The organism is Pseudomonas sp. BN515 (genome assembly GCF_029873155.1).
GTDB lineage: Bacteria > Pseudomonadota > Gammaproteobacteria > Pseudomonadales > Pseudomonadaceae > Metapseudomonas.
The window spans coordinates 85,054-97,240 of sequence record NZ_SSOH01000053.1 but is presented as its reverse complement, the minus strand read 5'-3'; the positions used below and the strand labels follow the sequence as shown (position 1 = coordinate 97,240).

Below are 12,187 nucleotides of genomic sequence, written 5' to 3'. Positions count from 1 at the left end.
TATCAGGTTCACACCGTTGGGCTTCGCGTAGCTCAGCCGCAACCTACAGGGGTGGGGCGGAGCAGTTTCTACCGGTCCACCATTCGTGGTCAGTGCTTCTTGTTGCGCCAGTTGCGCCACCACTGGCCGCTGAGCAGGAAGCGCGGGAAGGTGATGAACTGCTCCACCAGCAGCCGGCCAATGGCGTCCTTGCGACCGCTGAAGGGTTCCGGCTGCACGGCCTCCAGCTTGTGGCCGCGCGCCTGCAGCGCCAGCGAGGCGAGAATGCCGATCACCCCCAGCACCAGCGCGCGGAAGCTGAAGGTGAACAAGCCGTTCGCCAGGCTCAGTGCTGCGACGATGAAGATCGGCACCGCGATGATGTGCAGGATCAGGTTGGCGGGGTGCTGGTGGTTGTCGGAATAAGTCCGCCATTGCCATGCATGCAGATTGGGAAGTCGCTTGCCCATGACCGTCTCCTCAAGGGAATGACGGCAGCATAGTCCGGCCCTTGCGGGCCGGCGAATGCCTTCTTCCTATGGTGGGGATAGCCTGCGGCGGCGGGTCAGGCGCGCAGCTTGAGCTTGCGAATGGCCTGCGACAACTCACTGGCCAGCCCCGCCAGTTCGTTGCTAGTGGAGGCGGATTCCACGGTCTGGCCGACGGTGAGTTCGGTGACGTCGCGAATACCCACCACGGCGCGGGTCATTTCTTCGGCCACCTGGCTCTGTTGCTCGGCCGCCACGGCGATCTGGGTGTTGCTCTCGCGCATCTGCGCCACGGCCCCGGTAATAGCGACCAGGGCAGCGCCGGCCTCATGGGCGGCCTGCACGCAGTCGTCGGCCTTGATCGAGCTCTCCCGCATGAATTCCACGGCGTCGCGGGTGCCGGACTGCAGCGCAGTGATCATGCTGGTGATCTCGTCGGTGGAGTCCTGCACGCGCTTGGCCAGGTTGCGCACTTCATCGGCCACCACGGCGAAGCCGCGGCCCATTTCCCCGGCGCGGGCGGCCTCGATTGCGGCGTTCAATGCCAGCAGGTTGGTTTGTTCGGCAATGCCATGGATGACGTTGACCACGCCGCTGATCTTCTGGCTGTCCTCGGCCAGTCGCTGGATCATTTCCGCAGTCTGCTGCACGCCGGAGGAAAGCCCGGAGATGGACTGTTCGACACGCTCCACCACGAGCTGGCCGGCACCCGCCAATTGATCGGCATTCTGCGACTGGTCGCGGGTGTCCGCCGCGTGCTGGGCGATGTGGTGGACAGTGGCCGACATCTCGTTGATGGCGGTGGCGGCCTGGTCGGTCTCGCTCTGTTGCCCGAGCATTCCCTGACGCACTTCACCCATGCTGGTGGCCAGCCGTGCGGCGCCTTCATCGAGACGGGCGACGGCCTGGGCGACTGTGCTCACCACGCGCTCATATCCGGCCTGCATGGCGTTGAAGGCGCTGGCCATCTGGCCCACTTCATCCCGGCTGTCCAGCGGGACGCGGGCGGAAAGGTCGCCGCTGCGCTCCACGTGGAGCATCACGTCCTTGAGGGTGTTGAGGTGGCTGAGCAGGAAGCGGATCAGCAATTGCGACGCCGCCAGCAGGGCGACCATCAGCAGGAATACGGAGATCGCGTATTCCACGAGACGGGCACCGAATAGCTGGATCAGGCTTGGGTTGCTGGCCAGGACGGCGACGCGCTTGCCATCAGCGAGATCGAAAACCTGGGCACCGATGATGGGGTCGTTGCCCAACAGGCCGTTGTGCTCAAGCGCAACCCAGCCGCTGGCCTTGGCCAGCACCTGGCCGCCGGGCAGTTGCGGTGCGCTGCCGGCGTCGAAGGTGAGGATTCGAGGCGAGGAGGGCAGGGCCTGGTCGGCAGGCCAGGAGCGCAGCAGTTGTGCCTGGTCCGCAGCGGCTGCGCGAGCATCCTCGGCGCGGCCCTGCTGCTCCAGGAAGAGGGCATGCAGGACCAGCAGGAGGGTGGTGAAGAAGGCCACCGCATTGACGGCCCAGAACTTGTATCTGAGGGAAATATCGCGAATCCAGGTACCCATGATCTTCTTCTTATGACTCGGACAGTATTGGCAAGTTGCCAGTATTTTCTGACGGAAATTTCCTACCGAAGTTGATCCGAATCAAGAGGGCACTGGAAAGCCTTGTTCAGTCGACGGCTGGCAGACCGAAGAAGGCGCGGGCGCAGGCGGTGGTGTGGCGCGCCAGCTCTTCCTGGCTCTCCCCGCGATGCAGGGCCACCTCCCGCAGCACTTCGGTGAGGAAGGCCGGCTCGTTGTGTCCGTGCTTGGGTTTGGGTCGCAGACTGCGCGGCAGCAGATAGGGGGCGTCGCTCTCCAGCATCAGGCGGCCGCGGGGAATGTCACGCACCAGGTCGTGCAGGTGAGTGCCGCGGCGCTCATCGCAGATCCAGCCGGTGATGCCGATGTGCAGGTCGAGGTCGAGGTAGCCGTAGAGGGCACGCTTCTCGCCGGTGAAACAATGCACCACGGCGGCGGGGAGGCGATCACGAAACTCCCGCACGATGGCCAGCAGGCGTTCGTCGGCGTCACGTTCATGGAGAAACACCGGCTTGCCCAACTCGGCGGCCAGTGCGAGTTGCTCTTCCAGCGCCTTTTCCTGCTGCGGGCGCGGCGAGAAGTCGCGATTGAAGTCCAGCCCGCATTCGCCCACCGCACGTACCCGCGTCTCACCCAGGAGCACACGCAGTTGGCGCTCGCCATCGCTGTTCCAGTCGCTCGCCTCGTGGGGGTGGACACCGGCGGTGCTGAATAGTCGCAGGCCGCTTTCGTCCAGCTGTTCGGCTGCCAGGAGGGCCTTTTCGCTGTCTTCCAGATTGGTGCCGGTCAGCACCAGTTGGCAGACGCCGGCTGCGTGGGCGCGCTCCAGCAAGGCGCGGACATCGCGGGCGAGACTGGGGTGGGTCAGATTGACGCCGATGTCGATGAGTTGCATGGTGCTACCTCGGATTGGAGCAGGGCAGCATAACAAAGCTCGAAATAATTCAAAAAAATCAATATTTACAGGAACTTGGCGGCATATGTTGAAGTCAATGCCACGCTTTGGCTGGCATCGGGGGCGAAGCTGTGACACTCTCCGCGCCCCTCGCTTACCAGCCAAGGATTCGCGGCGCAGCTCTACACGCTCATGCGCGCGCTGACGCCACGCCCTGTCCCTGGAGATTCGATGACGCGACCGCTGCTGATCCTGCTCTGCCTGCTGGCGTTGCTGCCCAGCATGGCAAGCGCGCGCCTTGCAGGGCCGCCGGAGGTCTGGCAGCAACCGGCCGAAGCCCGGGACCTGGCGCAAATCCGTCGCAGTGGCGTGCTCAAGGTGCTGGTGAACCAGAGCCGCAACAGCTCGGGTGAGGTCAAGGGCGAACAGGTAGGCGTGGAATATCACCGCGTCCGCGCCTTCGAGCAGTACCTCAATCGCAACGCCCGCGACGGGCGTGAAATCAAACTGAAGCTCATCCCCAAGTCGAAGGACCAGTTACTCCCGGCGCTGCAGCGCGGCGAGGGCGACCTCGTGGCCCCCGGTGAGCTGATGTACCAGGGCGTGGGTACCAATGTCAGCGCCAGCGCGCCGCTGCGCAAGGACGTGCCGCTGGTGCTTGTCAGCCGCCAGGGACAGCGCCGCTATCAGCGGCTGGAACAACTTTCCGGACGCAGCATCGCGCTGCCGGTGGGCAGTGCCGCCGGTGAGGCGCTGCGCCAGGTCAACGAGAAACTGGCCGGGCGCAAGCTGGCGCCCATCGTCATCGAATGGGTCGATCCGACCCTGGCGGTGGAGGATGTGCTGGAAATGGTCCAGGCCGGCATCTTTCCGCTGACAGCGGTGGAGCAGCCGATTGCCGAGCGCTGGGCCAAGGTGATGCCCAAGCTACGCCTCGACAAGCACCTAGTACTGGACCGGCAGGGCGACCTGACCTGGTTCGTTCGCCGGGATGCACCGACCCTTCGGGCCAGCGTCGACCGCTTCCTGGCCGAATACCGCGCGCCGGACGACCAGGATGCGGCTTTCCAGCGCGTCTATCGGCGCCTCTACAAGGTCCACAACCCCCTCGCACGTCGCGAGCGCCAGCGCCTGGAGCGAGTACGCCCGGTATTGCAGCGCTACGCCGACCAGCACGATTTCGACTGGCTGAACCTGGCTGCGCTGGCCTACAAGGAATCGAGCCTAAATCCGGCCGCCAGAGGCGCCAGCGGTGCCACCGGCCTGATGCAGATCACTCCGGGGGCGGCGCGAAGTGTGGGTGTGGGGAACATCCAGAAACTCGATAACAACGTGCAGGCTTCGGCCAAGTACCTGGCGATGTTGCGGCGCAACTTCTTCGCCAGCGCCCAGCTTGAGGAGCGCGAACGCATGGCCTTCGTGCTCGCCGCCTACAACCTGGGGCCGCAGCGAGTCCAGGGCATGCGCGCGGAAGCCCGGCGACGCGGCCTGAATCCCAACCAGTGGTTTTTCCAGGTGGAACGCATCGCCGCTGAGCAGGCCGGTATGGGCGTTGTCAGCTACGTCAACAGCGTGAACAAGTACTACCTGGCCTTCGATCGCGAGCGTTATCTATTGGAGCCTTCGAAAAAGGCCACCAAGGCACGCAAATAATCGAATTAATCGATGGTGTGGCTGAGAATTTTCCGGTTTTAATATCAAAAAATTCTACTAAGCTTGTGCTCATCGACTCCCACAACACAAGGAACACCTCGATGAGCAACCCGATCAAATCCATCCTCGCCACCAACGCTGGCTACGGCATCACCCTGCTGCGCGTCATCACCGGCCTCACTTTCATGGCCCACGGTTCGCAGAAACTCTTCGGCATGTTTGGTGGTTATGGCCTGGCGGGCACTGGTCAGTGGATGGAAAGCATCGGCCTTACCCCGGGTTACCTGATGGCCCTGATGGCCGGCAGTGCCGAGTTCTTCGGCGGCCTTGCCCTGGTAATCGGCTTGCTGGTTCGTCCTGCTGCGGCGGCGCTGATCGTCGCGATGGTGGTGGCGATCTTCAGCGTGCACTGGGCCAGCGGTTTCTTCATCACCAACGGCGGTTTCGAGTACGCGATGATTCTCGGCCTGATCAGCGCCACCCTGCTGGTGGAAGGCGCCGGCAAGATGTCCCTGGACCGCAACCTGGGCAACTGAACCCGGTAAAGAGAAAGGCCCGCTTCGGCGGGCCTTTCTGCGTTCTCAGGGCTGCTTTTTCCTGGCTGCCGCGAGTTCTGCGGCGGCCTGCAGGCGCAAGCGCTCCTGCGGATTGAATCCTTCTTCCTCCAATTGGGCGATGGCCGCTGCCTTGTCGCTCTGGCTCAGCCCCTCGCTGGCTTCGATGCGAGACCTCTCCTTCAGATAGGACTGCAGCCGCTGTTGCCATTGCAGGCGCTGTTGGTCGAGGGCTTCCAGCCGGATGGTGGCTTCGGCGCCGACCAACTGCTGGCGGAGCTGGCGAATCTGCTCCGGGCTGCCGCCCGCCTCCCTGAGTGCGCCGACCTGGACCCGGAGTTCCGCCTGTAGCTGGCTTGCCGCCAGGGCTTGCAGCTCATCGGGCAGGGCGCTGCGCAGTTGGTCGATGGCGGCGGCCTTGGCTGCCGGGTCCAGGCTGGTCCGCTGGATGGCCAGGCGTTGCAGGGTGAAGGTGTTGTAGGTCTCCTCGCTGGCGAAGAACGCCTGGTGGGCATCGGTGCTGAAGATCCTTGCCCGCAATGCCTGCACGGCTGCTTCGCGCTGGCGCAGGGCGTTCAGGTCGGCGAGCAGCGGTATGTCGCGTTCCAGTTGCACCAGCTGGCGCTTGTAATCGAGGTACTGGTCGAGCAACACCAGGGCCTGGTCTTCCGCCGGGGCGTCCAGTTGTTGCCCTATGTAGCCGCGCAGCCGCTGGATGCTGCCAGCCAGTGGTTCTTCACCCTGGGTGCTGAGGAAGTAGTCGAAGATTCGACGAATGTCTTCGGTGATCAGGAGATTGCCGCCGGAGTCGAGATGGAAACGACCGTCCACCGCCGTTCCTGAAAGTGAAGCCGGCATCGCCCTTGTTGTGGGCGCTTTCGTCGAGGATGCGAGCGGTTCGCTATGGCTGGCAGGTGGCGGCGCAGGGGGAGTAGACGTCGCGGTTGTCATGACCGCTGGAGCCACACTGGATGCCGCCGGTGCCGGTTTGCCGCCCCATTGCAGCAGGATGGCCAGGGCGCCGGCGAAGGCAATCGGGAACAGCAGCAGGAGTCTTCTCACTGGGGCTCTCGGCAGACAAGGGAGGTGCGGAGCCCAAAGGCTCCGCGGGCAGGGCTCAGAGCCCGTCGTTCTTCAGCCGGTTGGCTTGTTGACGATAGACGGTGACCGGATCGGTTTCGAACAGGCTGGTCAGCCCCAGGGTCTGGTTGACCTCGTCCAGGTGGTTCATCCGGTAGTCGTCGCGGATCACCTTGCCCATGTGCGAGCTGCAGCGCCCCACGAGTCCGTCGTTGGCTTCGCTACCGAAGGTCAGGGAACTGGCGCCGAGCATGGCATCGCTGACATCCAGCACGTTGGTCAGCGGGCTGGTTCCGCTCCAGGAGTAGTAGCGCACGCCGTTGACCTGGTAGGCGCCTTCGCCACAGGCCGTGGTGGGTAGGCCTTGCGGGAAACGTGCATTGAAGGCCGCCGCGCCCTGACTGTTCAGCGATTCCAGAGAGCCGAGGGCGTTCTGCTCCAGATCGCTGCTGCTGCCTGAGAGGAAGTTGATCAGTGCGCCGAGGCCGTTGACGATGCCCGCTAGTACGACCTCGCCGGCTGAGCCCGGCGGCACATTGCGGATGAAGTCGGCAGCGGCCGAACCCTTGTGCGGAGCGCCGACGCTGGTGGCCGATGCGACCAGGTCCGGTCTCACCGCCGCCACGTAGCGAATGGTCGGACCGCCGTGGCTGTGGCCAATCAGGTTGACCTTGGGGCTGCCGCTGATCGCGACGATTTCTTCCACCTGTTCCAGCAGCTCTTCGCCGCGGGCTTCGGTGGTGTTCAGTTGGCTGACTTCGGTGACGTAGACGCGCGCGCCATCGCGGCGTAGCGCGGAGGGAACGCCGTACCAGTAGTCGACGCCGAGGATGCTGTCGAAGCCGAGCATGCCGTGGGTGAGGACGATGGGATAGCGGGTCTGGGTATAACCGCTGGAGCCGAACCAGAGTGCCTGGGCCTGTTCCGTGGCGGCGAGCCCGGTGGCAAGGCAAAGGGCGAGCAGGGTCTTGTTCTTCATGTGCGCTCTCGATGTTGTGCGTGGGAGGGCCTGTCTGCATTCCCTGGCATGGCCACGCCCTTCCTGGGCGTGCACTTCAAGCAGGGCCGAGGGCAGGAACCATGCCATTCATCGCGCGTCGAGGATGAGCGCTCTGGATTGGGCTTTTCGCGGATGTTTACATCCGTTAACCCGAAGATGGCTGCCAGTTCGCTGTTACGCGGCGAAACGTCAGGCTGGGGTCGGAGGCCGCAATGGCCAGTGTCCGAGAGCGTGGTAGCGCGTGCCTTTGGCGGTGTTTTCCGAGGCAAAAAGGGCAAATTCGGTCGCTGGCCAATCAAAGGTTGGGGTGGGGGTGGAGGGCAGCCGTGGGCAGTGCCGGGCCAGGGTCAGGTGGGGTTTGAAATGGCGTGTCTCCAGAGTGAAGCCCAAGGTCAGCAACTGCTCGCGGAGGCTGCGCTCAAGGTCGGTCAGGGCCGGTGGGACTTTGCTCGGTGCCAGGTGCAGCAAGCCGTTCTTCCAGCGCGCCAGTCGGTCCAGGTGCAGGGTGAATGTCGTGGGCGTCAGGCTGGCGGCCAGTGCTGCCAGGGCTTCCACCTGGCCACGGGGTTGCGAGCCGAGGAAGGCGAGGGTTAGGTGCAGGTTTTCCGGCGCAACCGGCTTGCCTTCGACCGGATTCCGGGCGCGCCAATCAACGATGTCACGGGCCAGTTGGGGGCAGCAGGGAATGGCGAAGAACAGGCGCAGCGGCGGGGTGCTCATGGGCGTCTCCCAAGGCGAATGAGTCGCCTTGACAGTATTGCGCGGGCTTCTCTAGGATGTCGCCCCATGCGCCGATTTAGTCAGCTACTTGCGGGGCGCGGAAGTCATCAGAGGCTTCTAAATACCGCTAAAACGCTGGTTCGGTGTCGCCTCTCACCGCTGCCCAGCGGGACCCAACGAGGCGGAGACATGACACCATGACCTGTCCCCAACCCCTGCTCCGACTAGCCCCGATCACCACCGGGCTGGCACTGCGCAATCCGCGAATCCTGCTCGGCGGTTCCCACCAGCCGACACTCCTGCGTTATCTCGAAGGCTGGCCCAAGCGTTGGGGCCGTCCACGCAACCTCCTCATCCAGTTCGCCCGTGACGGTGAATCACTTGCCCGTTTTGCCAGCGACAGTTTCGACATGGCTGTGATCCAGGCGCCTTCGGCCGCAGAGCTACCGGAAGTGCTGGGTCAACTGGTGCGGGTGGCGCGGCAGGGACTCATCACCCGCCGCTGATATCGGACGGCGTTACGGGTAGTCGATCTCGACCACGTACCAGGTCTTTTCCCCGGTAGGCGTGTTGACCCGCACTTCGGCATCCAGCGCCTTGCCCACCAGGGCGCGAGCGAGAGGGGAGTCGATGCTGATCAGGTTCTGCTTCAGGTCGAATTCGTCAGGCCCGACGATGCGGTAGCGGGCCTGCTCGCCATCGTCGTCTTCCAGCGTCACCCAGGCGCCGAAGTAGACCTTGTCGGGGTCGCTCGGACGTTCGCGCACCACCTTGAGGTTTTCCAGCCGCTTGGTCAGGAAGCGCACGCGGCTGTCGATTTCGCGCAGCATCTTCTTGCCGTAGGTGTACTCGGCGTTCTCCGATCGATCACCCTGGGCGGCTGCTTCGCTCACAGCCTGGGTGACCTTGGGCCGGCGCACGTGCCACAGGTCGTGGAGTTCGGCGCGCAGACGGGCTTCGCCTTCCGGGGTGATCAGGGGGGTGCCGGCGGTGCGGGGCGGACGATAACGGCTCATGGTGGTCCTGCGGAATTTCGGGAGGCAAAGCCTATCAAGCTTCGCGCAAGACCGTCAGTGGGCTGGCGTTGAGCGCGCGGCGAGTGCCCATCACGCCAGCGGTACCCACCAGCAAGGCTCCCACCAGCGGCAGGAGGAGCAGCCAGGGATGGGGCTGCCAGCTGAGGTCGAAAGCAAAGCGGTAGAGCAGGGCGCTGACCAGTTCGCAGCCGAGCGCTGCAAGCAGGCCGCTGCAGGCGCCCAGCAGCGCGAACTCGGCGCGCCGCGCCTTCATCAGCAGTTGGCGTTCGGCACCAAGGGCTCGGAGCAGCGTGCCCTGGCGAATACGTTCATCCAGGGTGGACTGCAAGCCGGCGAACAACACGGCCAGGCCCGCCGCAAGCACGAAGAGCAGCACGAACTCCACGGCCAGCGTGACCTGGGCGAGGATGCTGCGCAGTTGCGCCAGGATTGTCTCTACCTGCAGCAGCGTGACCGCCGGGAAGGCGCGGGCCAGTTCTACGAGCTCGCGGTCGTGGCGCGGTGGCAGGTAGAAGCTGGTGAGGTAGGTCACGGGGAGGTCAGCCAGGGTATCCGGGGCGAAGATCATGTAGAAGTTCGGCTGGAAGTTGTCCCAGTCCACCTCGCGCAGGCTGGTTACCTGGGCATCACGTTGCAGGCCGCCAACGCTGAACGTGAGCCGATCGCCCAGCTTGAGACCAAGGCTTTCGGCGAGCTTGGCCTCTACCGATACACCGGGCAGTCCGCCGCCGTGGAGGTCGCTCCACCAATGGCCCGCCACCAGGCGATTGTCGCTGGGCAACTGGGCGGACCACGTCAGGCTGAGGTCGCGTTGTACCGCGCGTTCGCCCTGGGAGTCCTTGCTCACCAGTTGGCGCACGGCTTCGCCATTGATGGCGGTGAGGCGGCCGGGCACCACTGGATAGAGCGGTGCGGGATGGGGCGACAGGCTTGCGAGGCGGCCGGCGAAAGCGTCCTTCTCGGCGGGTAGGACATTGAGGGCGAAATGGTTGGGAGCGTTCTCCGGCAACTGGTTCTGCCAGGTGTCCAGCAGCTCCCCGCGCAGCAGCGCGATCAGCGCCATGGCCAGGAGGATCAGGCCGAAGGCAAGGGATTGTCCGGCCGCCGCCAGCGGGTGGCGCAGCAGTTGGCCGAGGCCGAGGCGCCAGGGCAGGGCAGCACTGGCCAGGAGTCGGCGCAGGCCCTTCAGTCCGGCCAGCAGCACGCCGCCCAGCAGCAGTGCTGCGATCAGGCCGCCGCCGAGCAGGGCGAGGGTCAGCTTCAGGTCCAGGCTCAGGCGCCACATGATCAGCCCGAGGGCCAGCAGCGCGGCTCCATATATAAGCCAGGCGCTGGGTGGCAATGGCAGCAGGTCGCGGCGAAGGACTCGCAGTGGCGGCACCCGGCCCAGCGCAGCCAACGGCGGCAGGGCGAATCCCGCCAGGGCCAGCAGGCCGGTGGCGACACCCGCCAGCGCCGGTACCAGTCCGCCGGAGGGAATCACTGCCGGGAGCAATCCGCCCAGCAGCTTGAACAGGACCGCTTGTGCGAGCCAGCCCAGGAGCGCGCCCAGGGCGCTGGCCAACAACCCGAGTAGCGCCAGCTGCATGCCAAATAGGAAGAGGGCTTCGCGACGAGACAGGCCGAGGCAGCGCAGCAGAGCGCTGGCGTCATAGCGGCGTGCGGCGAAGCGCGCGGCGGAGAGGGCGACCGCGACGCCCGCGAGCAATACGGCGGCGAGGCTGGCCAGGTTCAGGTAGCGTTCGGCGCGACCGAGGGCGCCGCCGATCTGGCGATTGCCCTGACGGGCGTCTTCCAGGCGCTGGTTGGCTTCCAGTCCGGGCTCTATTGCTGCCCGGTACTGGCTCAGGGCTTCGTTCGGGCCACTCCAGAGCTCGCGATAGCGCACACGGCTGCCGGGCTGCACCACGCCGGTCGCCTCGAGGTCATCGTGGCTGATCAGCACTCGCGGGGTAAGGCTGTAGAAATCACCGGCGCGGTCCGGTTCGTAAGTGAGCACGCGGGTCAGGCGCAGGGTTTTCTGCCCAACGTCGATGCTGTCGCCGGGCTTGAGATCCAGTGTCGCGAACAGTCGGGCTTCCGCCCAGGCTTCGCCCTGCTTAGGACCGTTACCAACGGCTTCCTCGCCATAGGGCTGGGCGGCACTCTTCAGTTCGCCACGCAGTGGATAGGCAGGGTCGACCGCCTTGACGCTGGAGAGCTGGATGCCGTTGTCGGCGGCGATCACGCTGGAGAACTCCACGGCACTGGAGTGCTTCAGGCCGAGTTGCAGTCCGCGATTGACCTGTTCCGCGCTGGCTGGCGACGACCCGCTCAGCAGCAGGTCTGCGCCAAGGAATTCGGTGGCGCGCAGCAACATGGCGGCGTTGAGGCGGGCACTGAAATAGCCGATTGCACTGCTGGCGGCGACGGCTACCAACAGGGAGAAGAACAGTACTCGCAGCTCGCCGCTGTGGGCGTCGCGCCACAGTTGGCGGGCAGCCATGGCCAGCAGGCGGGCGAGGGGGAGGCGTCGCATCAGGGTTCCACCTGATCGACCAGACGGCCGCCTTCAAGGCGGATCAGACGCCGGCAGCGATGGGCCAGGCGTTCATCGTGGGTCACCAGAACCAGGGTGGTGCCTCGTTCCTGGTTGAGCTGGAAGAGCAGGTCGCTGATGCGTTCACCGGTGTGGCTGTCGAGGTTGCCGGTAGGCTCGTCGGCGAACAGTACGTCGGGTTCGGCAGCAAAGGCGCGCGCAATGGCGACGCGTTGCTGTTCACCACCGGAAAGTTGGCGCGGATAGTGGCTAAGCCGCTGGCCCAGGCCGACCCGATCCAGCAGTTGGCGGGCGCGGGCGCGTGCGTCGCGATGTCCCTCCAGCTCCAGGGGGAGCATGACGTTTTCCAGGGCATTGAGGTTGTCGAGCAGTTGGAATGACTGGAAGACGAACCCGACGTGTTCGGCACGGACCCGGGCGCGCTGGTCTTCATCCAGGGTCGACAGGGCTCGGCCGGCCAGGTGCACTTCGCCGGCGCTGGGCAGGTCGAGACCTGCGAGCAAGCCGAGGAGGGTGGATTTGCCCGATCCGGAGCTGCCCACGATGGCCAGGCTGTCGCCTTTGCCAAGGTTGAGGGAGAGGTCGTGAAGGATGATCAGCTCGCCTTCCGCGCTGGGAACCACTTTGCTAAGGTTCCGCGCATCGAGAATGCTTGCGCTCATGGA

Annotated in this window: 12 protein-coding genes; 3 read left to right on the top strand and 9 right to left on the bottom strand. The window is 65.0% G+C overall.

The features are described from left to right. Positions 1–89: 89 nt before the first annotated feature. The 3 genes from E8E91_RS13970 to E8E91_RS13960 all read right to left on the bottom strand — a co-directional run bounded on the left by E8E91_RS13970 (position 90) and on the right by E8E91_RS13960 (position 2,939). Positions 90–449: an Mpo1-like protein gene (locus E8E91_RS13970; RefSeq protein ID WP_280376241.1), complete on the bottom strand. Its 360-nt coding sequence runs from the start codon at positions 447–449 to the stop codon at positions 90–92. A gap of 95 nt (positions 450–544) precedes the next feature. Continuing rightward, the gene (locus tag E8E91_RS13965; protein ID WP_280376240.1) at positions 545–2,026 is read right to left on the bottom strand and encodes a methyl-accepting chemotaxis protein; all 1,482 of its coding nucleotides are present in this window, start codon (positions 2,024–2,026) and stop codon (positions 545–547) included. Between the two features lie 106 nt (positions 2,027–2,132). Beyond that, the gene (locus tag E8E91_RS13960; RefSeq protein ID WP_280376239.1) at positions 2,133–2,939 is read right to left on the bottom strand and encodes a TatD family hydrolase; all 807 of its coding nucleotides are present in this window, start codon (positions 2,937–2,939) and stop codon (positions 2,133–2,135) included. 231 nt (positions 2,940–3,170) lie between these two features. Here E8E91_RS13960 and E8E91_RS13955 point away from each other — a divergent pair, with 231 nt between their 5' ends. Beyond that, entirely contained in the window at positions 3,171–4,592 is a 1,422-nt protein-coding gene (locus tag E8E91_RS13955) for a transglycosylase SLT domain-containing protein (RefSeq protein ID WP_280376238.1), read from the top strand. Between the two features lie 101 nt (positions 4,593–4,693). Beyond that, positions 4,694–5,128, top strand: coding sequence for a DoxX family protein (locus E8E91_RS13950; RefSeq protein WP_226284071.1), 435 nt, complete (start codon positions 4,694–4,696; stop codon positions 5,126–5,128). A gap of 45 nt (positions 5,129–5,173) precedes the next feature. Here the strand turns inward: E8E91_RS13950 and E8E91_RS13945 are convergent, their stop codons facing one another. From E8E91_RS13945 to thpR, 3 genes are all read right to left on the bottom strand, one after another. Continuing rightward, the gene (locus E8E91_RS13945) at positions 5,174–6,208 is read right to left on the bottom strand and encodes a lipase secretion chaperone (RefSeq protein WP_280376237.1); all 1,035 of its coding nucleotides are present in this window, start codon (positions 6,206–6,208) and stop codon (positions 5,174–5,176) included. Positions 6,209–6,263: 55 nt separating this feature from the next. Then, entirely contained in the window at positions 6,264–7,205 is a 942-nt protein-coding gene (locus tag E8E91_RS13940) for a triacylglycerol lipase (protein ID WP_280376236.1), read from the bottom strand. 210 nt (positions 7,206–7,415) lie between these two features. Continuing rightward, positions 7,416–7,946, bottom strand: a complete 531-nt coding sequence (gene thpR / locus E8E91_RS13935) for an RNA 2',3'-cyclic phosphodiesterase (RefSeq protein WP_280376235.1) — start codon at positions 7,944–7,946, stop codon at positions 7,416–7,418. Between the two features lie 197 nt (positions 7,947–8,143). Here thpR and E8E91_RS13930 point away from each other — a divergent pair, with 197 nt between their 5' ends. Further along, positions 8,144–8,452 carry a class I SAM-dependent methyltransferase gene (locus tag E8E91_RS13930; RefSeq protein WP_280376234.1) on the top strand — a complete coding sequence of 103 codons (309 nt, stop codon included), beginning with the start codon at positions 8,144–8,146 and terminating at the stop codon, positions 8,450–8,452. 12 nt (positions 8,453–8,464) lie between these two features. On the opposite strand, the gene greB is transcribed toward E8E91_RS13930, so the two are convergent. Genes greB through E8E91_RS13915 form a run of 3 tightly spaced genes read right to left on the bottom strand, consistent with a single transcriptional unit; the run spans position 8,465 to position 12,184 of the window. Further along, positions 8,465–8,962, bottom strand: coding sequence for a transcription elongation factor GreB (gene greB, locus E8E91_RS13925; RefSeq protein WP_280376233.1), 498 nt, complete (start codon positions 8,960–8,962; stop codon positions 8,465–8,467). Positions 8,963–8,996: 34 nt separating this feature from the next. Next, on the bottom strand, positions 8,997–11,501 hold the full coding sequence (locus tag E8E91_RS13920) for an FtsX-like permease family protein (protein WP_280376232.1): 2,505 nt from the start codon (positions 11,499–11,501) through the stop codon (positions 8,997–8,999). Next, complete coding sequence (locus tag E8E91_RS13915; RefSeq protein ID WP_280372197.1) at positions 11,501–12,184, bottom strand: ABC transporter ATP-binding protein; 684 nt, start codon at positions 12,182–12,184, stop codon at positions 11,501–11,503. The genes E8E91_RS13920 and E8E91_RS13915 overlap by 1 nt, the downstream gene beginning before the upstream one ends. Positions 12,185–12,187: the final 3 nt, after the last annotated feature.